At 54.5% G+C, this 21277-nt stretch carries 21 protein-coding genes; 12 read left to right on the forward strand and 9 right to left on the reverse strand.

Translation table 11 applies throughout. The features are described from left to right. Nucleotides 1–328: 328 nt before the first annotated feature. From mtlA to mtlR, 3 genes are all read left to right on the forward strand, one after another. Nucleotides 329–2242, forward strand: a complete 1914-nt coding sequence (gene mtlA, locus OGV82_RS03000; protein WP_012135735.1) for a PTS mannitol transporter subunit IICBA — start codon at nucleotides 329–331, stop codon at nucleotides 2240–2242. Between the two features lie 311 nt (nucleotides 2243–2553). Continuing rightward, nucleotides 2554–3702 carry a mannitol-1-phosphate 5-dehydrogenase gene (gene mtlD / locus OGV82_RS03005; protein WP_047460291.1) on the forward strand — a complete coding sequence of 383 codons (1149 nt, stop codon included), beginning with the start codon at nucleotides 2554–2556 and terminating at the stop codon, nucleotides 3700–3702. Next, nucleotides 3699–4289 carry a mannitol operon repressor MtlR gene (gene mtlR / locus OGV82_RS03010; RefSeq protein WP_012135737.1) on the forward strand — a complete coding sequence of 197 codons (591 nt, stop codon included), beginning with the start codon at nucleotides 3699–3701 and terminating at the stop codon, nucleotides 4287–4289. The genes mtlD and mtlR overlap by 4 nt, the downstream gene beginning before the upstream one ends. A gap of 12 nt (nucleotides 4290–4301) precedes the next feature. Here mtlR and OGV82_RS03015 read toward each other — a convergent pair whose 3' ends face one another. Beyond that, a complete protein-coding gene (locus OGV82_RS03015; RefSeq protein ID WP_012135738.1) occupies nucleotides 4302–4511 on the reverse strand; it encodes a hypothetical protein in 210 nt (69 codons plus the stop codon). Nucleotides 4512–4801: 290 nt separating this feature from the next. On the opposite strand from OGV82_RS03015, the gene OGV82_RS03020 reads away from it, so the two are divergent. The 5 genes from OGV82_RS03020 (at nucleotide 4802) to trmL (ending at nucleotide 9662) form a co-directional block, all read left to right on the forward strand. Continuing rightward, on the forward strand, nucleotides 4802–5164 hold the full coding sequence (locus tag OGV82_RS03020; RefSeq protein WP_012135739.1) for a YibL family ribosome-associated protein: 363 nt from the start codon (nucleotides 4802–4804) through the stop codon (nucleotides 5162–5164). 267 nt (nucleotides 5165–5431) lie between these two features. Then, on the forward strand, nucleotides 5432–7087 hold the full coding sequence (gene lldP, locus OGV82_RS03025; RefSeq protein ID WP_047460287.1) for an L-lactate permease: 1656 nt from the start codon (nucleotides 5432–5434) through the stop codon (nucleotides 7085–7087). Next, nucleotides 7084–7860: a transcriptional regulator LldR gene (lldR, locus tag OGV82_RS03030; protein WP_012135741.1), complete on the forward strand. Its 777-nt coding sequence runs from the start codon at nucleotides 7084–7086 to the stop codon at nucleotides 7858–7860. Before lldP ends, lldR begins: the two co-directional genes overlap by 4 nt. After that, entirely contained in the window at nucleotides 7857–9047 is a 1191-nt protein-coding gene (gene lldD / locus OGV82_RS03035; RefSeq protein WP_047460285.1) for a quinone-dependent L-lactate dehydrogenase, read from the forward strand. Before lldR ends, lldD begins: the two co-directional genes overlap by 4 nt. A 141-nt stretch (nucleotides 9048–9188) precedes the next feature. After that, nucleotides 9189–9662 (forward strand): tRNA (uridine(34)/cytosine(34)/5-carboxymethylaminomethyluridine(34)-2'-O)-methyltransferase TrmL, encoded by a 474-nt coding sequence (gene trmL / locus OGV82_RS03040; RefSeq protein ID WP_047460282.1) that lies wholly within the window; start codon nucleotides 9189–9191, stop codon nucleotides 9660–9662. 81 nt (nucleotides 9663–9743) lie between these two features. Here the strand turns inward: trmL and cysE are convergent, their stop codons facing one another. The 5 genes from cysE to OGV82_RS03065 all read right to left on the reverse strand — a co-directional run bounded on the left by cysE (nucleotide 9744) and on the right by OGV82_RS03065 (nucleotide 12887). Further along, on the reverse strand, nucleotides 9744–10565 hold the full coding sequence (cysE, locus tag OGV82_RS03045; protein WP_012135745.1) for a serine O-acetyltransferase: 822 nt from the start codon (nucleotides 10563–10565) through the stop codon (nucleotides 9744–9746). A gap of 77 nt (nucleotides 10566–10642) precedes the next feature. Beyond that, on the reverse strand, nucleotides 10643–11662 hold the full coding sequence (gpsA, locus tag OGV82_RS03050) for an NAD(P)H-dependent glycerol-3-phosphate dehydrogenase (RefSeq protein WP_101744172.1): 1020 nt from the start codon (nucleotides 11660–11662) through the stop codon (nucleotides 10643–10645). Next, a complete protein-coding gene (secB, locus tag OGV82_RS03055) occupies nucleotides 11662–12129 on the reverse strand; it encodes a protein-export chaperone SecB (protein ID WP_003024155.1) in 468 nt (155 codons plus the stop codon). Before secB ends, gpsA begins: the two co-directional genes overlap by 1 nt. 47 nt (nucleotides 12130–12176) lie before the next feature. Continuing rightward, nucleotides 12177–12428 (reverse strand): glutaredoxin 3, encoded by a 252-nt coding sequence (gene grxC / locus OGV82_RS03060; protein ID WP_047358806.1) that lies wholly within the window; start codon nucleotides 12426–12428, stop codon nucleotides 12177–12179. Nucleotides 12429–12455: 27 nt separating this feature from the next. Further along, nucleotides 12456–12887, reverse strand: coding sequence for a rhodanese-like domain-containing protein (locus tag OGV82_RS03065; protein WP_012135748.1), 432 nt, complete (start codon nucleotides 12885–12887; stop codon nucleotides 12456–12458). A gap of 247 nt (nucleotides 12888–13134) precedes the next feature. Here OGV82_RS03065 and gpmM point away from each other — a divergent pair, with 247 nt between their 5' ends. The 3 genes from gpmM to OGV82_RS03080 are packed head-to-tail and all read left to right on the forward strand — an operon-like array spanning nucleotide 13135 to nucleotide 16941. Then, nucleotides 13135–14679 (forward strand): 2,3-bisphosphoglycerate-independent phosphoglycerate mutase, encoded by a 1545-nt coding sequence (gpmM, locus tag OGV82_RS03070; protein WP_024131059.1) that lies wholly within the window; start codon nucleotides 13135–13137, stop codon nucleotides 14677–14679. A 33-nt stretch (nucleotides 14680–14712) separates the two neighbouring features. Next, on the forward strand, nucleotides 14713–15972 hold the full coding sequence (gene envC, locus OGV82_RS03075; RefSeq protein WP_230012564.1) for a murein hydrolase activator EnvC: 1260 nt from the start codon (nucleotides 14713–14715) through the stop codon (nucleotides 15970–15972). Nucleotides 15973–15975: 3 nt separating this feature from the next. Further along, on the forward strand, nucleotides 15976–16941 hold the full coding sequence (locus OGV82_RS03080) for a divergent polysaccharide deacetylase family protein (RefSeq protein ID WP_101744171.1): 966 nt from the start codon (nucleotides 15976–15978) through the stop codon (nucleotides 16939–16941). Here OGV82_RS03080 and OGV82_RS03085 read toward each other — a convergent pair. Next, nucleotides 16928–17962: a glycosyltransferase gene (locus OGV82_RS03085; protein WP_101744170.1), complete on the reverse strand. Its 1035-nt coding sequence runs from the start codon at nucleotides 17960–17962 to the stop codon at nucleotides 16928–16930. The two genes, OGV82_RS03080 and OGV82_RS03085, sit on opposite strands and share 14 nt — an antisense overlap. A 179-nt stretch (nucleotides 17963–18141) precedes the next feature. Between OGV82_RS03085 and rfaY the strand changes: the two genes are divergently transcribed. Then, on the forward strand, nucleotides 18142–18828 hold the full coding sequence (gene rfaY, locus OGV82_RS03090; RefSeq protein WP_101744169.1) for a lipopolysaccharide core heptose(II) kinase RfaY: 687 nt from the start codon (nucleotides 18142–18144) through the stop codon (nucleotides 18826–18828). Nucleotides 18829–18881: 53 nt separating this feature from the next. Here the strand turns inward: rfaY and tdh are convergent, their stop codons facing one another. Next, nucleotides 18882–19907, reverse strand: coding sequence for an L-threonine 3-dehydrogenase (gene tdh, locus OGV82_RS03095; protein ID WP_012135756.1), 1026 nt, complete (start codon nucleotides 19905–19907; stop codon nucleotides 18882–18884). Between the two features lie 9 nt (nucleotides 19908–19916). Next, nucleotides 19917–21113: a glycine C-acetyltransferase gene (gene kbl, locus OGV82_RS03100; protein WP_071259194.1), complete on the reverse strand. Its 1197-nt coding sequence runs from the start codon at nucleotides 21111–21113 to the stop codon at nucleotides 19917–19919. Nucleotides 21114–21277 lie beyond the last annotated feature (164 nt).

Consider the following 21277-nt stretch of genomic DNA (forward strand, 5'->3'; position numbering starts at 1 on the left):
TGAAAATATCTTGTGATTTAGATCACAAAAATTCAACAAACCCTCAAATCAAAAATGTGAAACAGTTCACATTTAAACGCTATTTCCACCGGTGATTCCGGGTTTGTTGTTTTTTTACACAGCGGTTTTGTGATCAATATCACATCAATAACCACCATCTACCCTATATTCATGTGATCTAAATCACACAACAAGCCAGCAACTGGACAGTTGAACGATTCAGTGCCAGATTTCGCACTATCTACAGGGTCCGGCTACCTCTGCCGCTACATTAACAAACCTCGGGCTTCGAGCCTGCGCGACAGCAAACATAAGAAGGGGTGTTTTTATGTCATCCGATATTAAGATCAAAGTGCAAAGCTTTGGTCGTTTCCTCAGCAATATGGTGATGCCAAATATCGGCGCGTTTATCGCGTGGGGTATTATCACCGCATTATTTATTCCAACAGGGTGGTTGCCTAACGAAACGCTGGCAAAGCTCGTTGGTCCGATGATCACCTACCTCCTGCCGCTGCTGATCGGTTATACCGGTGGTAAGCTGGTCGGCGGCGAGCGCGGCGGCGTGGTCGGTGCTATCACCACGATGGGCGTTATCGTCGGTGCGGACATGCCGATGTTCCTCGGCTCAATGATCGCAGGCCCGCTGGGCGGCTACTGCATCAAGAAATTCGATAGCTGGGTAGACGGTAAGATCAAATCCGGTTTCGAAATGCTGGTGAATAACTTCTCTGCTGGCATCATCGGGATGATCCTCGCGATTCTGGCGTTCCTCGGCATTGGCCCGGCGGTTGAAGTCCTGTCTAAACTGCTGGCAGCCGGCGTTAACTTCATGGTTGTCCATGACATGCTGCCGCTGGCGTCTATCTTCGTTGAACCGGCGAAAATCCTGTTCCTTAACAACGCGATCAACCACGGTATCTTCTCGCCGCTGGGTATTCAGCAGTCCCATGAGCTGGGTAAATCCATCTTCTTCCTGATCGAAGCTAACCCAGGCCCGGGTATGGGCATCCTGATGGCGTACATGTTCTTCGGTCGCGGCAGCGCAAAACAGTCTGCTGGCGGTGCGGCAATCATCCACTTCCTGGGCGGTATCCACGAAATTTACTTCCCGTACGTGCTGATGAACCCGCGTCTGATCCTGGCCGTTATCCTCGGCGGTATGACTGGCGTGTTTACGCTGACCATCCTGAACGGCGGTCTGGTTTCTCCGGCGTCTCCGGGTTCTATCCTGGCGGTACTGGCGATGACGCCAAAAGGCGCCTACTTCGCTAACATCACGGCGATTATCGCTGCTATGGCGGTCTCCTTCATCATTGCCTCCATTCTGCTGAAAACCAGCAAAGTGAAAGAAGATGATGATATCGACGCGGCAACCCGTCGCGTGCAGGACATGAAAGCAGAATCTAAAGGCGCATCCGCGCTGTCCGCTGGCGATGTGACCAACGACCTGAGCCATGTACGTAAAATCATCGTTGCCTGTGATGCCGGTATGGGTTCCAGCGCAATGGGTGCGGGCGTACTGCGTAAAAAAGTTCAGGATGCGGGTCTGAGCCAGATTTCCGTCACCAACAGCGCGATCAACAACCTGCCGCCGGATGTCGACCTGGTCATCACTCACCGTGACCTGACCGAGCGCGCCATGCGCCAGGTTCCGCAAGCGCAGCACATTTCGCTGACCAACTTCCTGGATAGCGGACTGTACACCAGCCTGACCGAACGTCTGGTTGCCGCGCAGCGCCACAACACCAACGAAGAGAAAGTACGCGACCATCTGAAAGACAGCTTTGATGAAGGGGATAACAACCTGTTCAAGCTGGGCGCAGAAAACATCTTCCTGGGTCGTAAAGCCGCCACTAAAGAAGAAGCCATTCGCTTTGCGGGCGAGCAACTGGTGAAAGGCGGTTATGTTGAGCCAGAATACATCGACGCCATGCTGGAACGTGAAAAACTGACCCCGACTTATCTGGGTGAGTCTATCGCCGTACCGCACGGCACCGTGGAAGCCAAAGACCGCGTGCTGAAAACCGGTGTGGTGTTCTGCCAGTACCCGGAAGGCGTACGCTTCGGTGAAGAAGAAGACGATATTGCCCGTCTGGTCATTGGTATCGCGGCGCGTAACAACGAGCACATCCAGGTCATCACCAGCCTGACTAACGCGCTGGATGATGAGTCCGTGATCGAGCGTCTGGCGCATACCACCAGCGTGGATGAAGTGCTGGAACTGCTGGCCGGTCGTAAGTAAGTCCGTTGCCCGGTGGCGCTCGCGCTTACCGGGCCTACGATGTGCAGTTCCCGTAGGCCGGATAAGGCGTTTACGCCGCCATCCGGCATCATGTCCGGTGGCGCTGTGCTTACCGGGCATGCGATGTGCAGTTCCCGTAGGCCGGATAAGGCGTTTACGCCGCCATCCGGCATCATGTCCGGTGGCGCTGCTACCAGGCCTGCGGTGTACGGTTTCCTCTCCCGCAAGGGAGAGGGTTTGGGTGAGGGGGGAAGCCATGCGGTCCCTCACCCCAGCCCTCTCGGGTAAAAACATTAATGAAGGTTAACACTATGAAAGCATTACATTTTGGCGCAGGTAATATCGGTCGTGGATTTATCGGCAAACTGCTGGCTGACGCGGGGATACAACTGACGTTCGCGGATGTAAACCAGGTCGTGCTCGACGCCCTGAATGCCCGTCATAGCTATCAGGTTCATGTGGTGGGTGAAAATGAGCAGGTTGATACGGTTTCCGGCGTTAATGCCGTGAGCAGCATCAGCGATGACGTGGTTGAGCTGATTGCGCAGGTCGATTTTGTCACCACCGCCGTTGGGCCGGTGGTACTGGAACGCATTGCTCCGGCCATCGCCAAAGGCCTGGTTAAACGTAAAACGCAAGGAATTGAAGCGCCGCTTAACATCATTGCCTGCGAAAACATGGTGCGCGGCACCACGCAATTGAAAGGTCATGTGATGAACGCCCTGGCGGATGAAGACAAAGCCTGGGTTGAACAGCATGTCGGTTTTGTCGATTCCGCCGTCGACCGTATCGTGCCGCCTTCCGCCTCCGCCACGAACGACCCGCTGGAAGTCACCGTGGAAACCTTCAGCGAGTGGATTGTCGATAAAACGCAGTTCAAAGGCGCGCTGCCAGATATTCCAGGTATGGAATTAACCGATAACCTGATGGCATTTGTCGAACGTAAACTCTTCACGCTGAACACCGGGCATGCTATAACCGCGTACCTCGGAAAATTAACCGGTCATCAGACCATCCGTGACGCGATTCTCGATGAGAAAATCCGCGCTGTGGTAAAAGGGGCGATGGAAGAGAGCGGCGCGGTGCTGATCAAACGCTACGGTTTTGATGCCGACAAACACGCGGCATACATTCAGAAAATCCTCGGTCGTTTTGAAAACCCGTATCTGAAAGATGACGTTGAGCGCGTTGGCCGCCAGCCGTTGCGTAAACTGAGTGCGGGCGACCGTCTGATCAAACCGCTGCTGGGCACGCTGGAATACGGCCTGCCGCACGTTAACCTGGTCAACGGTATCGCTGCCGCGATGCACTTTACCAGCGAAGACGATCCGCAGGCCCAGGAACTGGCTGCGCTGATCGCAGAGAAAGGGCCGCAGGAAGCGCTGGCGCAAATTTCCGGGCTGGATGTAAACAGCGAAGTGGTAGCGGAGGCGGTTAACGCATACAACGCGACCAAATGAGGCAAAATACGGCGCAGGTCATCCTGCGCCCGAATGACAGATTGTCAGATATGCAGGCAATAATGGAACAAACCCAGGCCTTTGAAAACCGCGTGCTTGAGCGTCTGAATGCTGGCAAAACCGTACGAAGTTTCCTCATCACCGCCGTAGAGTTACTCACCGAGGCGGTGAATATTCTGGTACTTCAGGTGTTTCGCAAAGACGATTATGCGGTGAAATACGCAGTGGAACCGTTGCTCGACGGCGATGGACCGCTGGGCGATCTCTCGGTACGTCTGAAACTGATCTACGGTCTGGGAGTACTCAGTCGCCCTGAATACGAAGATGCGGAACTGCTGATGGCGCTGCGTGAAGAACTGAATCACGACGGTAATGAATATGCGTTCACCGACGACGAAATTCTCGGGCCGTTTGGCGAACTGCACTGCGTGACGGCGTTACCGCCGCCGCCGCATTTTGAGACCTCTGACCCGGGTTTATACGCCATGCAAATTCAGCGCTACCAGCAAGCGGTGCGCTCAACGATGGTGCTTTCCCTGACCGAGCTGATTTCTAAAATCAGCTTAAAAAAAGCCTTTCAAAAATAGACCGTCAACCACTTACTGTTTTTCTTCCGGCTGCGGCTGATAGAGCTGGCGATAATATTCCAGACGTTGCAGGTACATCTGCGCATTTGCCTTCGGCACCTCATCAGGAACCATATCGCGCGGCGGCGTTTTATTCAGATACTCCCGAAATGCCTGACTCGAAGCCATAAAATCTACAGCCTTATCAATAAGAAGCGGAACGTTGTCACCTATTTTAACCATGATGATATCTCCATGTATTCTCCGCGTCGGGGAATGCGCGGCCGCTAATTTTAGTTTAGGCTCATACAGGGTTTTCTATTGGGGAAAACGTGCTTAATCGCAAACCGCCATGCAGAAACCGTTAACATCACGTTTTGTTTATTAAATGAGTATTAAATCAAAACGTTACACAATCAATTAGCATTATAATACTTGCCTTATTTGATTATTTTTATCCCATTAGTTGTGAATAATCCCGCTCTGCGCGCATACTATAGAAAATTCATCCTGGTTCCATCAGAAGCTATCCCATGAAAGAAGTCGAAAAAAACGAAATTAAACGTCTGAGCGATCGCCTGGACGCCATCCGCCACCAGCAGGCCTCGCTATCCCTTGTCGATGCCGCTGACAAATATGCCGAGCTGGAAAAAGAGAAAGCCACGCTGGAAGCCGAGATCGTGCGCCTGCGTGACGTTCACAGCCAGAAGCTGAGTAAAGAAGCGCAAAAGCTGATGAACCTGCCGTTTCGCCGCGCGATTACCAAAAAAGAACAGGCCGATATGGGCAAGCTGAAGAAAAGCGTGCGCGGTCTGGTTGTCGTCCACCCAATGACGGCGTTAGGCCGTGAAATGGGCCTGAAAGAGATGACCGGTTTCGCAAAAACCGAGTTTTAACCTTCTGCCGGGTACGCGCACGCTTGCCCGGCCCGCCCTTTCCCTCCCCCTCAATTGGCCCAACCAATTATCCCTTAATCCGATCACTGGTTCACAGTTCATTAAAATTCACCTACACTAGCGTTGCCAATAAGCAACATTTGATTAACCATTCATTGTCATTACCCCTACATCCCAATATTGGCAGGGCCACTTTTACACATAATGTGACAAAGAGATGAGCAAAAGACTCATTGCATTATGCGTGTGACCCTCAGGAGACCTGCAATGAATCTCTGGCAACAAAACTACGATCCGGCCGGTAACATCTGGATTTCCAGCCTGATCGCATCGCTTCCGATCCTGTTCTTTTTCTTTGCGCTGATTAAGCTCAAGCTGAAAGGCTACATCGCCGCCTCCTGGACGGTCGCAATCGCGCTGGCTGTCGCGCTGCTGTTTTATAAAATGCCGGTGGATAACGCTCTGGCTGCGGTGGTGTATGGCTTCTTCTATGGTCTGTGGCCGATTGCCTGGATCATTATCGCCGCCGTCTTTGTCTATAAAATCTCTGTCAGAACCGGGCAATTCGACATCATCCGGTCATCAATATTGTCGATTACCCCTGACCAGCGTCTGCAAATGCTGATCGTCGGCTTTTCCTTCGGGGCATTCCTTGAAGGGGCAGCGGGCTTTGGCGCGCCAGTGGCGATTACTGCGGCTCTGCTAGTCGGCCTGGGCTTTAATCCGCTGTATGCGGCGGGTTTGTGCCTGATCGTCAACACCGCGCCGGTCGCGTTTGGCGCGATGGGGATTCCGATTCTGGTGGCCGGTCAGGTCACCGGGCTGGACAGCTTTGAGATCGGCCAGATGGTCGGCCGTCAACTGCCGTTCCTGACCATTATCGTACTGTTCTGGATCATGGCGATTATGGACGGCTGGCGCGGCGTGAAAGAGACCTGGCCTGCGGTGATGGTGGCGGGAGGTTCATTTGCTATCGCCCAGTACCTCAGCTCTAACTTTATCGGCCCGGAACTGCCGGACATCATCTCGTCGCTGGTCTCGCTGGTCTGTCTGACGCTGTTCCTGAAACGCTGGCAGCCGGTACGTATTTTCCGCTTTGGCGATATGGGCGCTTCACAGGTCGATCAGACGCTGGACCGCACCCATTACACGGTTGGTCAAATCGTTCGCGCATGGTCGCCGTTCCTGTTCCTGACTGCAACCGTTACCCTCTGGAGCGTTCCGCCGTTTAAAGCGATGTTTGCCCCAGGCGGCGCGCTGTACGACTGGGTGATTAATATTCCGGTTCCGCATCTCGATAAGCTGGTTGCCCGTATGCCGCCAGTGGTGCATGAGGCAACCGCCTACGCTGCGGTCTATAAGTTCGACTGGTTCTCCGCTACCGGTACGGCCATTCTGTTCGCTGCGCTGCTGTCCGTCGTCTGGCTGAAAATGAAACCATCTGCCGCAATCCAGACATTCGGCAGCACGCTGAAAGAGTTAGCGCTGCCGATTTACTCCATCGGGATGGTGCTGGCATTCGCGTTTATCTCTAACTACTCCGGGCTCTCCTCTACGCTGGCGTTAGCGCTGGCGCATACGGGCAGCGCCTTTACCTTCTTCTCGCCGTTCCTTGGCTGGCTGGGCGTATTCCTGACGGGGTCTGATACCTCATCAAACGCGCTGTTTGCCGCCCTGCAGGCGACGGCCGCCCAGCAAATCGGCGTCTCTGACGTGCTGATGGTGGCGGCGAATACCACCGGCGGCGTAACCGGTAAGATGATCTCTCCGCAGTCTATCGCCATTGCCTGTGCGGCAGTGGGTCTGGTAGGGAAAGAGTCCGACCTGTTCCGCTTTACCGTTAAACACAGCCTGATTTTCACCTGCATGGTGGGTGTGATTACCACACTTCAGGCCTATGTCTTAACCTGGATGATTCCGTGATTGTGATGCCAAAACGCCTGTCAGACGAGGTTGCCTCTCGTGTGCGGGCGCTGATTGAAGAACAACAGCTGGAGGCGGGTATGAAGTTGCCCGCCGAGCGCCAGCTGGCCGTACAACTGGGCGTGTCGCGCAATTCTCTGCGCGAGGCGCTGGCGAAACTGGTCAGTGAAGGCGTGCTGATAAGCCGCCGGGGCGGTGGAACGTTCGTTCGCTGGCAGCATGAAACCTGGTCCGAACAGAATATCGTTCAGCCGTTGAAAACGCTGATGGCGGACGACCCGGACTACAGCTTCGACATTCTGGAAGCCCGCCACGCCATTGAAGCCAGCACAGCCTGGCACGCTGCGATGCGCGCCACGCCCGCTGATAAAGAGAAAATTAAGCTCTGCTTTGACGCCACGCTCAGTGAAGACCCGGACCTCGCCTCCCAGGCGGATGTTCGCTTCCATCTCGCGATTGCGGAGGCCTCGCACAACGTCGTGCTGTTGCAGACCATGCGTGGCTTCTTTGATGTCCTGCAATCGTCCGTGAAGCAGAGCCGCCAGCGTATGTATCTCGTTCCGCCGGTGTTTTCAAAACTGACGGAACAACATCAGGCGGTGATGGACGCCATTCTGGCCGGTGATGCCGACGGCGCACGTAAAGCCATGATGGCGCACCTCAGTTTCGTCCACACCACCATTAAACGATTTGATGAAGACCAGGCCCGCCAGGCGCGTATTACCCGCCTGCCCGGTGACCATAATGAGATTTCCAGGGAGAACAAAGCATGATCATTTCAGCAGCCAGCGATTATCGCGCCGCAGCCCAACGCATTCTGCCCCCTTTCTTGTTCCACTACATCGACGGCGGCGCCTATGCGGAATATACCCTGCGTCGTAACGTGGAAGACTTGTCAGAGGTGGCGCTCCGCCAGCGCGTGCTGAAGAATATGTCCGATCTGAGCCTGGAAACCACCCTGTTTAACGAAAAGCTGTCGATGCCGGTTGCACTGGCCCCGGTTGGCCTGTGCGGAATGTATGCGCGTCGCGGTGAAGTTCAGGCCGCCGCCGCCGCCGATGCGAAAGGGATTCCGTTTACCCTCTCCACCGTTTCTGTCTGCCCCATCGAGGAAGTCGCGCCGACGATTAAACGCCCGATGTGGTTCCAGCTGTACGTCCTGCGCGATCGCGGTTTTATGCGTAACGCGCTGGAGCGCGCCAAAGCGGCGGGCTGCTCCACGCTGGTCTTTACCGTCGATATGCCAACGCCTGGCGCGCGTTACCGTGACGCCCACTCCGGGATGAGCGGCCCGAATGCCGCCCTGCGCCGCTACTGGCAGGCTGCAACCCATCCGCAATGGGCCTGGGATGTCGGCCTGAACGGTCGTCCGCACGATCTGGGCAATATCTCCGCCTACCTTGGCAAACCGACCGGGCTGGAAGATTACATCGGCTGGCTGGCGAACAACTTCGATCCATCGATTTCCTGGAAAGACCTGGAGTGGATCCGTGAATTCTGGGACGGCCCAATGGTGATCAAAGGGATCCTCGATCCCGAAGACGCCCGCGACGCGGTACGCTTTGGCGCTGACGGCATCGTGGTCTCTAACCACGGCGGCCGACAGCTCGACGGCGTACTCTCCTCCGCCCGCGCCCTGCCCGCCATTGCCGACGCGGTGAAAGGCGATATCGCCATTCTGGCGGACAGCGGAATTCGTAATGGTCTGGACGTGGTACGCATGATTGCGCTTGGAGCCGATAGCGTACTGCTTGGCCGTGCGTATCTGTATGCGCTGGCGACGGCGGGTCAGGCTGGCGTGGCGAACCTGCTGGATCTGATCGAAAAAGAGATGAAAGTCGCCATGACGCTGACCGGCGCAAAATCAATCAGCGAGATCAGCCGTGATTCACTGGTGCAGGAACTCGGTAAGTCTGTTCCGGCTGCGCTGGCGCCACTATCGCAGGGTGATGCGGCATAGGCTGGATAAGGCGTCAGCCGCCATCCGGCAATGTAATGTGCATCGGGGATGCCTGATGGCGCTACGCTTATCAGGCCTACAGGGTGAGGGTGAACGTATTTTCTGCTATTCTGCCCCCCGCACTTAAGGGGGCAGTTAAGCATGTTGAATATCGTATTATTCGAACCAGAAATCCCACCAAACACCGGCAATATTATTCGTCTTTGCGCCAATACCGGTTTTCGTCTGCATATTATCGAACCGATGGGCTTCACATGGGATGATAAACGTCTGCGCCGCGCGGGGCTGGACTATCACGAGTTTGCCGCCGTACAGCGCCATCACGATTACGCCGCCTTTGTCGCTGCCGAAAACCCACAGCGTCTGTTTGCTCTGACCACCAAAGGCACCCCTGCCCATAGCGCGGTGAGCTATCAGGATGGGGACTACCTGATGTTTGGCCCGGAAACGCGCGGTTTACCGGCGACCATTCTCGACGCGCTGCCCGCAGAACAAAAAATTCGTATTCCAATGATGCCGGACAGCCGCAGCATGAACCTGTCGAACGCGGTGTCGGTCGTGGTATATGAGGCATGGCGCCAGTTGGGGTATCCTGGCGCGGTATTGCGTAGTTGATTTCTGTCGGATGGCGGCTGACGCCTTATCCGACCTACGGAGTTGGTAGGCCCGGTAAGCGCAGCGCCACCGGGCATAAAGTCAGATGCCGTCGCCGTATTCGAACGTATGGTGAATCCCGTTAAAATGCTGATCCATATCCATTGACGGCTTATCGCTGTCGGGCTTGCCGACAATCCGCGCCGGAACGCCCGCTGCGGTAGTGTGTGGCGGTACGGGCTGCAAGACCACGGAGCCCGCGCCAATCTTCGCGCCGCGCCCCACTTCGATATTGCCAAGGATCTTCGCCCCGGCGCCAATCATCACGCCTTCACGAATTTTGGGATGACGATCGCCGCTGGTTTTCCCGGTCCCGCCAAGCGTGACGGATTGCAGGATCGAGACATCGTTTTCGATTACCGCCGTTTCACCGACCACAATCCCCGTCGCGTGATCGAGCATAATGCCGCGTCCAATTTTCGCCGCCGGGTGAATATCGACCTGGAAGGTGACAGAAACCTGATTTTGCAGGAATATCGCCAGCGCGCGGCGGCCTTCATTCCATAACCAGTGGCCGATACGGTAGGCCTGGAGAGCATGGAAGCCTTTCAGATACAGAAGCGGCGTCGAGTATTTGTCTACCGCCGGGTCGCGGGTGCGTACCGCCTGAATATCACAGGCAGCAGAGGCGATCATTTCCGGGTCGGCGGCGTAGGCCTCTTCCACCACTTCACGGATGGCGATGGCAGGCATAATCGGAGATGCGAGTTTGTTCGCCAGCATATAGCTCAGCGCACTGCCCAGGTTTTCATGCTTGAGTAGCGTCGCGTGGTAGAAACTGGCCAGCATCGGCTCACAGTCCGCCAGAGCCCGGGCTTCGGCTTTAATATTGTTCCAGACGATATCCAGTTCTTCACATGACATTGCTGACTCCAGGTATCAGGCTAACGACCGGCCCGTTCTTCGCGGGCCGGGTCATTTAATAAAACAGATCCTTACGGCTAGTGGCGACTACGCTCGTCCTTGCGTGCACGACCTAATAACGTCAATGCTGCCTCGCGCGCGTTTTTTCCGCAATACAATACTTGATAAATTTCCTCGGTTATTGGCATTTCGACACCAAAACGGTGCGCCAACTCACGAACTTCTTTTGTATTACGGTAGCCTTCAACCACCTGACCAATTTTGTCCTGCGCGCCCTGAACATCCATGCCCTGACCGAGCATCATGCCAAAACGGCGGTTACGCGACTGGTTGTCAGTACAGGTCAGAACCAGGTCGCCCAGACCCGCCATTCCCATAAAGGTGGTCGGATCGGCCCCCAGCGCCGCGCCAAGACGCGACATCTCCGTCAGCCCACGCGTGATCAGCGCGGTACGTGCGTTTGCGCCAAAACCGATGCCGTCAGACATGCCTGCGCCAATCGCAATCACGTTTTTCACCGCACCGCCCAGCTGCACGCCGATGAAATCGGGGTTGCTGTAGACGCGAAAACTCTTACCGCAGTGCAAAAGTTCCTGCAAATCATCCGCGAAGGTTTCGTCCGTCGACGCCAGAGAAATTGCCGTCGGCAAACCCGCCGCCAGTTCTTTAGCGAACGTCGGGCCGGATATCACCGCCAGCGGGATGTCATCGCCCAACGCTTCACGGGCGACATCCTGCAACAGGCGCCCCGTTTCCGCTTCCAGACCTTTGGTCGCCCAGACCAGGCGAGCATCAGGACGCATCAGCGGTTTAATCTGTCGCAGCACCTCGCCAAAGACATGGCTTGGCACCACCACCAGAATGTTACGGCTGGCCGCCAGCGCGGTGGCTAAGTCGCTTTCAAGGCGTAGCGTATCGGGAAAAGGCACATCAGGGAGGAACGCGACGTTGCAGCGGTCTCGCTCAAGGGTCGCGACATGTTTAGGATCGTGGCCCCACAGGACAACCTGGTGGCCGTTTCTCGCCAGGGTGATGGCAAGAGCGGTGCCGTACGAGCCAGCACCGATCACAGTCATTGAAGCATTACTTTGGTTCATCAGGCATCCTGATGTTCTTCAGTACCTTCGCCAGCCTGCTGCTGTAAATAGTTCATGAACAGCGCATCGAAGTTAACCGGCGCAAGATTCAGTTGCGGGAACGTGCCGCGTGAAACCAGGCTGGTGATGCATTCGCGGGCATACGGGAACAGAATGTTCGGGCAGTATGCACCCAGGCAATGCGCCATCTGAGTTCCTTCAATACCACTGATGGAGAAAATGCCGCCCTGCTGAACTTCGCACAGGAAAGCGGTCTCTTCGCCCAGGGAAGCCGTTACGGTAACACGCAGTACCACTTCGTATACGTCATCTGCCAGTTGAGTAGACGCCGTATCAAGATCAAGTTTAACCTCTGGCTGCCAATCTTTCTGGAAAACATGCGGCGCATTTGGCGCTTCGAAAGACACATCCTTGGTATAGATACGTTGGATCTGGAAAGCCATTTCGGTGTTATTTTGTTCTGACATGTGTAGAAAACCCTTTAGTGTTGTCCTTAAAATACTTGCGGCATGTTTTAACGCAGCAGGGGATCCAGTCCACCACGCGCATCCAACGCATACAAGTCGTCACAGCCGCCAATGTGCTGTGCATCAATAAAAATCTGCGGAACCGTCGTGCGGCCACTACGCTTGATCATCTCTTCACGTTTTACGGCATCGCCGTCAATCGGAAGTTCCTGGAAACTCACACCCTTACTGCTCAACAGCGCTTTTGCACGATGGCAAAACGGGCAGGTTGCTTTGGTGTAGATCTCGATGTTGGCCATGACTTATCTCCCGTGTTGAGTAACGCGTTATTTCCCGCGCACTAATGGCAGGTTCTCACCGCTCCAGCCCGCAACGCCTTCTTTCAGCACAAAAACCTTCTCAAAGCCCGCTTTGATCAGTGCGTTTGCGGATTCCTGACACTGCATACCGGAACCATCAACCACGATCAGAGGCTTATCTTTGTGCTTTTCAAGCTCGCCAACGTTGTTGGCCTTGATTTCGCTCGGCAGCAGGTTAGTCGCGCCCGCGATATGGCCTTTGCGGAAGTCGTCACGCTGACGTAAATCCACCACAACGGCGTCTTCTTTGTTGATAAGACGCGTCGCTTCGCCGCGAGTAATAACCTTAACTTTAGACATCAGGCCCTTGAAAGTGGTGAACAACACCGCCACCAGTAACGCAATCCAGGCGATACTCAGTATGGGATGGCGGCCAACAAATTGCATAATTTCTTGCATGGGGGGTAACAACTCCCGACTCAGTGATTAAAAAACCAGGAAAGGAGTATACCTGCGCGTTGGCGCAAATACAGCCAGAGCGTGCAATGGATTGCATTTTTGCGGGGCGCTACGGAAAAAAAACGTCGTTCCGCGCCGTCCCCGGCTCGCTCTCTGCCCCATTCTTTGATCTTCTGAGGCTATTTTATCGATTCAGCTGTAGTAAAATTACGCAATTATTTTGTCTATTGAGTGTGAGGTTGTCGCAATGTCGGTTTCTAAAAAACCTATGGTACTGGTGATTCTGGATGGCTATGGCTACCGTGAAGACAGCCAGGATAACGCCATTTTGAATGCCAAAACCCCGGTAATGGATGCTCTGTGGGCAAAACGTCCGCATACCCTGATCGACGCTTCCGGTCTGGAAGTGGGTCTGCCGGACCGTCAGATGGGCAACTCCGAAGTGGGTCACGTTAACCTGGGCGCGGGCCGTATCGTGTATCAGGATCTGACGCGCCTGGATGTTGAAATTAAAGAACGTACCTTCTTCGCTAACCCGGTACTGACGGCGGCGGTCGATCAGGCGAAAAATACCGGTAAAGCCGTGCACATTATGGGCCTGCTGTCTGCGGGTGGCGTGCACAGCCACGAAGACCACATCATGGCGATGGTCGAACTGGCCGCAGAACGCGGCGCAGAGAAAATTTATCTGCACGCCTTCCTTGATGGCCGCGATACCCCGCCACGCAGCGCGGAATCCTCGCTGAAAAAATTCGAAGACAAGTTTGCCGCGCTGGGCAAAGGCCGCGTAGCGTCCATTATTGGTCGTTACTATGCAATGGACCGCGACAACCGCTGGGATCGCGTTGAGCAGGCCTATGACCTGATGACGCTGGCGCAGGGTGAGTTCCAGGCCGATACCGCCGTTGCTGGCCTGCTGGCCGCTTACGCGCGTGACGAAAACGACGAATTTGTGAAAGCGACCGTCATCCGCGCGGAAGGTCAGGCCGATGCCGCGATGGAAGACGGCGACACGCTGATTTTCATGAACTTCCGTGCTGACCGCGCCCGCGAAATTACCCGCGCGTTCGTTAATGCTGATTTCGACGGCTTCGCCCGTAAGAAAGTGGTTAATCTGAACTTCGTCATGCTGACCGAGTACGCCGCTGATATCAAAACCGCCGTGGCTTACCCACCGGCATCGCTGGCAAACACCTTCGGCGAGTGGATGGCGAAGAACGACAAAACCCAACTGCGCATTTCCGAAACGGAAAAATACGCCCACGTCACCTTCTTCTTCAACGGCGGCGTAGAAGAACCGTTTGCAGGCGAAGAACGCATCCTGATCAACTCGCCTAAAGTGGCGACCTACGATCTACAGCCGGAAATGAGTTCCGCAGAACTGACCGAAAAACTGGTTGCGGCTATCGGGAGCGGTAAGTACGACACCATCATTTGTAACTACCCGAACGGCGATATGGTCGGTCACACTGGCGTGATGGAAGCGGCGGTTAAAGCGGTTGAAGCGCTGGATCACTGTGTTGAACAGGTTGCTAAAGCGGTTGAGTCCGTTGGCGGTCAACTGCTGATCACCGCAGACCACGGCAACGCCGAGCAGATGCGCGATCCATCCACCGGCCAGGCGCACACCGCGCATACCAACCTGCCGGTTCCGCTGATTTATGTCGGCGCGAAAAGCGTAAAAGCGGTCGAAGGCGGCAAACTTTCTGATATCGCACCGACGATGTTGACGCTGATGGGTATGGAAATCCCGAAAGAGATGACTGGTAAGCCGCTGTTCATCGTGGAATAATCCTTCCCCATGAGGGGAAAGGCGTTTAATTCCATTACACGGGCCGTGAAACCACGCAGGTTTTCAGTCAGGCCCATGATTTACGCCAGCGTGTTGAGCGCTGGCGTATTGTTGTGCGCCTTTTCCGCCCATGCGGATGACCGCGATCAGCTCAAATCCATCCAGGCGGATATCGCCGCCAAAGAGCGCGCCGTACGCCAGCAACAGCAGCAACGCTCCAGTTTGCTCGCACAGCTCAAAACGCAGGAAGAGGCCATCTCCGCCGCCGCGCGTAAACTGCGTGAAACCCAGAATACCCTTGCCCAGTTGAATAAGCAGATCGACGCGATGAACGCATCTATCGCGAAGCTGGAACAACAAAAAGCCATTCAGGAACGCAGCCTTGCCGCGCAGCTGGATGCGGCGTTTCGCCAGGGCGAGCATACGGGGATTCAGCTCATTCTTAGCGGTGAAGAGAGCCAGCGCGGGCAGCGTTTACAGGCCTATTTCGGTTATCTGAACCAGGCGCGCCAGGACACCATTGCCGAACTGAAACAGACGCGTGAAGAGGTGGCGTCTCAGAAGGCGGCGCTGGAAGAGAAACAGAGCCAGCAACAGACGCTGCTGTATGAACAACGCGCCCAACAGGCGAAGCTGGAGCAGGCGCGTAATGAGCGTCAGAAAACGATCGCCGGTCTTGAGTCGTCAATCCAGCAGGGGCAACAGCAGTTAAGTGAATTGCGGGCGAACGAATCCCGCCTGCGCAACAGCATCGCGCGCGCAGAGGCGGCCGCCAAAGCCAGGGCGGAGCGAGAAGCCCGCGAAGCGCAGGCGGTGCGCAATCGTCAGCAGGAAGCCACCCGCAAAGGCACAACCTACAAACCAACCGAAAGCGAAAAATCGTTGATGTCCCGTACCGGCGGTCTGGGTTCACCGCGCGGTCAGGCATTCTGGCCCGTTCGCGGCCCAACGCTGCATCGTTATGGCGAACAGCTGCAAGGTGAGCTACGTTGGAAAGGGATGGTTATCGGTGCGTCTGAAGGCACTGAAGTCAAAGCAATCGCGGACGGTAGGGTGATTCTGGCGGACTGGTTGCAGGGCTACGGTCTGGTCGTCGTCGTGGAACACGGTAAAGGCGATATGAGCCTTTACGGGTATAACCAGAGCGCACTGGTCAGCGTTGGCACACAGGTTCGCGCAGGCCAGCCTATTGCGCTTGTAGGCAGCAGCGGCGGTCAGGGCCGACCGTCACTCTATTTCGAAATTCGTCGCCAGGGTCAGGCCGTCAATCCACAGCCGTGGTTGGGAAGATAAGTTTTGCCTCACTTTCGTCGCACAATACTCTCACTCGCCAGCCTACTGGCATTCGCCACCCCTGTTTTTGCTGGCAAACTCGCCATCGTAATCGACGATTTTGGTTATCGTCCGCACAATGAAAATCAGGTGCTGGCGATGCCGTCCGCCCTCTCCGTTGCCGTCCTGCCCAATGCCCCACATGCCCGTGAAATGGCAACCAAAGCGCACAACAGCGGGCATGAGGTGCTGATCCATCTGCCGATGGCGCCGCTGAGCAAGCAGCCGCTGGAGAAAGATACGCTGCGCCCGGAGATGAGCAGCGACGAAATTGAACGCATTATTCGCGATGCGGTGAATAAGGTGCCGTATGCCGTGGGTCTCAACAACCACATGGGCAGCGCGATGACCTCCAGCCTGTTTGGCATGCAAAAAGTGATGCAGGCGCTGGAGCGTTATAATCTTTACTTCCTCGACAGCATGACCATTGGCAACAGTCAGGCGATGCGTGCCGCCTCCGGGACGAGCGTGAAGGTGATTAAGCGCAAAGTGTTCCTTGATGATACGCAGAACGAAGCGGATATTCGTCGCCAGTTTAATCGCGCCATTGAGTTAGCCCGTCGCAACGGGTCAGCTATCGCGATTGGGCACCCGCATCCATCAACGGTGCGAGTCCTTCAGCAGATGGTCTATAACCTGCCTGCGGATATTACGCTGGTGCGTCCGAGCAGCCTGCTTGACGAGCCGCAGACAGATACCTCTACGCCAAATCTGACGCCGCCGAAAAACGGTACGCCGGATGCGCCGCGAAATCCGTTCCGCGGCGTGAAGGTGTGTAAATCGAAGAAACCATTAGAACCTGTCTACGCCAGCCGGTTCTTTAGCGTGTTAAGCGAAAGCATTACGCAGAGCACGATGGTGAACTACTTCCGGCATCAGTGGCAAGGCTGGGGCAAGATCGCTGCCCCCCAGAACGCTAACGCGGATTAATCGCTTTACGGGCAACGCGGTGGTGCGAGGCCGTTTTATCACGCCACCGGTATAACCGACCCGACCACAACAGCGCCTGATAAGCCGCCTTCGCGCTTCGTATGTTAAGCATCATGCGCTTATACATGCCGGAGGCAAATATTTCGGCGATCATCCGCTGGCGAATAAGCGTGTCCTGCTCCTTACGCACCGCATGACACACCCGCAGCGCTTCCCAGGTAATTTGTTGCTTAAATTCAGGATAGACGGGAATGCGATCCGCATAATCACTATTCAGCTTTTCTAATAAACGCGTGATTTTAATGTAGTGTCGCTGGTAATGCAGATTACGCTCACCTTGTCGTTTCAGGCGGCTAACAGACTGATCGTGAAGAAAATATTTATACAGCGCCTGTTCGGTATAGCGTACGCGCGTGGCATTGAACATCACTTCCGTGGTCCACAGAATATCCTGATGATGTAACCCTGGAACAAAGCCAATCGCGTGTTTTTCAATAAGGGCGCGCCGATAAACGCCCATCCAGACAACATGCGTCCAGCGGCGTGAAGCCAGCCCCATACGCAGCCAGTCCGGGCCGGTTAATACCCCTGTCGACCGAATGCGATCCGTGGGGATGGATGGCCAGGTATGCCCCGTCTCAAGAATGCACCAGTCTGCATTACACTGCGCCACATCCAGGTCATCCTGTAGCGCCATAGTCATCAGCGTTTCATACATGTTCGGATACACCAAATCATCGGCATCGACAAAAGCAACGTAGTCGCCGGTCGCCGCAGCCAACCCCCGGTTGCGGGCCACGGACGCGCCTGCATTATCCTGATGCAACAGGTGAACATGTGAATGAGTATCGGCAAAATGCCTTGCGATATCAACGGAGTTGTCGGTAGACCCGTCGTTAACAATGATGATCTCCAGCGCATTCCATGTTTGTGCAATCAAAGATTCCATGCATGCCTGGAAGCTATTACCCGCATTGTATAACGGAATAATAACACTCAGTGTACTTGTGCTGCTTTTCATAGAATGGCCCGTCAGTCTTTAATACATTGGCCCTTTCTACCGTGCTTTCATTAAGAAATTATTAAGTCCAGTGGAGATGATGGTTAAGGCGCACAAAACACCCTACAGATGAGAAGCCTCACCATGTATACTACGCCTTCGTATTATACGTATTTAGAATACTTATCTTGAGGGAAGTGATGACCATCAGTAAGACACATGAAAAGGGCTATACGGTCTATTACAAAGAGGAAAATAAAGACCTTAAGTCCCTGATGGATAAGTATATGAATAACGAAATCAGTGGCAAACCGCTGAACAGCGGCAACGAATTCCGCAGCGTAGAACTTGTTGAATACCAGTCACGGAAGTTCATCATCAAAAACGATCGCGAAATAGACCCACGATTTGAGAAAAAGATTCAGAATTTTCTCTCCGGGCCTTTTTATTCTCAGTTGATCCAAAAACTGGACAGCCTGGCGCCACAAGTGCGTGCCTGTACCGCCGATCTCTACTGTGTGGCCGAGAAAACACGTTTTCGCCAGTGCTATGATGTGTATACCCTTCATGAATATATTGAAGGGGAGCCATTAAATGATATTAATGAAAGCAATAAAGAAGATATTAAGGAGTGTATTCAGCAACTGCACCGGGCAGGTCTGGCCTCCAATGATATTCATGCCGGAAACTTTATCCGCACACCTTCCGGGGGATTGCGCATCATCGACTTATCCTGCAAAGGAAGTCTGAAAATTTGCCAGGCAAATGATATTTTAGTATTACAAAATAAATACCATATGAATATTGAAGGTCAGGGTCTGGTTTATAAACTTATTCAGCTTAAAGAGAAATTCAGACGCTTATCCCGCAAGATGCGCGGAAAATAAAAACGCCATTTTACGGCCAGGTTCGGGAAAACCTGGCCGCCAGCAGGATGCTGTCAGTCCCAGCTCAGAATCACTTTTCCTGACTGGCCTGAACGCATTGCATCAAAGCCTTTCTGGAACTCATCAATGGAGAAACGGTGGGTGATGATCGGAGACAGATCCAGGCCAGACTGAATCAGCGCCGCCATCTTATACCAGGTTTCAAACATCTCACGACCGTAAATACCTTTAATAAACAGCCCCTTGAAGATCACCTTCGTCCAGTCGATAGACATATCCGAAGGCGGAATCCCCAGCATCGCGATACGACCGCCGTGGTTCATGGTATCCAGCATGGCGCGAAACGCAGGCGGCGCACCGGACATCTCCAGGCCGACGTCAAACCCTTCGGTCATGCCCAGATTAGCCATCACGTCGGTCAGATTCTCTTTCGCGACATTCACCGTGTGGATGATGCCCATTTTACGCGCCAGTTCCAGACGGTACTCATTCACATCCGTGATCACGACATGACGCGCGCCCACATGTTTCGCTACCGCCGCCGCCATGATGCCGATCGGGCCGGCACCGGAAACCAGCACATCTTCACCGACCAGATCGAACGACAGCGCCGTGTGTACGGCATTGCCGAAGGGGTCGAAGATAGAGGCTAAATCATCGGAGATGTTATCCGGGATCTTAAAGGCGTTAAACGCCGGAAGTACCAGATATTCCGCAAAACAACCGGGACGGTTAACACCGACACCCAGAGTATTGCGGCACAAATGCGTACGGCCACCGCGACAGTTACGACAATGGCCGCAGGTAATATGGCCTTCGCCGGAAACGCGATCGCCAATCCTGAAGCCTTTAACTTCCTGACCGATACCGACCACCTCGCCGACATATTCATGCCCTACCACCATCGGAACCGGGATGGTTTTTTGCGACCATTCATCCCAGTTATAGATGTGAACGTCAGTGCCGCAGATGGCTGTTTTACGGATTTTAATCAGCAGATCGTTATGCCCGACTTCCGGTACCGGAACGTCAGTCATCCAGATGCCCTCTTCCGCTTTCAGTTTGGATAACGCTTTCATCTCACATCCTCAGGCAATAACGCCCAGTTGTTTACCAATACGTGTGAACGCCTCAACCGCACGCGTGATTTGCTCAGGGGTATGCGCCGCAGACATCTGGGTACGAATACGCGCCTGACCTTTCGGAACAACCGGATAAAAGAATCCGGTCACGTAAATCCCCTCTTTTTGCAGTTCGCGGGCAAATTGCTGCGCAACTACCGCATCACCCAGCATCACTGGAATAATAGCGTGATCGGCGCCAGCCAGCGTGAAGCCCGCAGCGGACATTTGCTCACGGAACTGACGCGCATTCGCCCACAGGCGATCGCGCAGTTCGCTCCCCGCCTCAACCATCTCCAGCACTTTAAGGGAGGCCGCCACAATGGCAGGCGCCAGGGAGTTAGAGAACAGATACGGACGGGAACGCTGACGCAGCCACTCCACCACCTCTTTACGCGCTGCCGTATAACCGCCAGATGCCCCACCCAGCGCTTTGCCTAACGTACCGGTAATGATGTCCACGCGTCCCATTACGTCACAGTATTCGTGAGAACCGCGACCGTTCTCCCCGACAAAACCGACAGCATGGGAGTCATCAACCATCACCAGCGCGCCGTAAAGGTCTGCCAGGTCACAGACGCCTTTCAGGTTGGCGATAACGCCGTCCATCGAGAACACGCCGTCGGTGGCGATCAGCACATGACGAGCGCCAGCTTCACGGGCCTCTTTCAGACGCGCTTCCAGCTCCTGCATATCGTTGTTGGCATAGCGAAAACGCTTCGCTTTACACAGACGAACGCCATCAATAATCGAGGCGTGGTTTAACGCATCCGAGATAATCGCATCTTCTGCGCCCAGCAGGGTTTCGAACAAGCCGCCGTTGGCGTCGAAGCAGGAAGAGTACAGAATAGCGTCTTCCATACCGAGGAAGTCCGCCAGTTTTTGCTCCAGCTGTTTATGGCTGTCCTGAGTGCCGCAGATAAAGCGCACTGAAGCCATACCAAACCCGTGAGAATCCATTCCCGCTTTTGCTGCCGCAATCAGTTCGGGATGGTTAGCCAGCCCCAGATAGTTGTTGGCGCAAAAGTTGATGACGTGGCTTCCGTCTGCCACGGTGATGTCCGCCTGCTGCGCAGACGTGATAATGCGCTCTTCTTTAAACAATCCTTCCGCACGGGCGGTTTCCAGATCGTTGGTTAACTGCTTATAAAAATCCCCACGCATTGCGATTCTCCAGACTGGGCAAATTTCAGCACATATTACCCAAAGCTATACATTGATACGAGATGACGCATCATCACTTCTTGAAAATGCAGCATAAATCACGCGTACCCGCACAGCTTATCGGTGAATGGCTGAAGCCTGGGCCGTGTAGTGATATGATAAGA

The organism is Citrobacter sp. CK191 (genome assembly GCF_030333435.1).
In the GTDB taxonomy this organism is placed as follows: domain Bacteria; phylum Pseudomonadota; class Gammaproteobacteria; order Enterobacterales; family Enterobacteriaceae; genus Citrobacter_B; species Citrobacter_B koseri.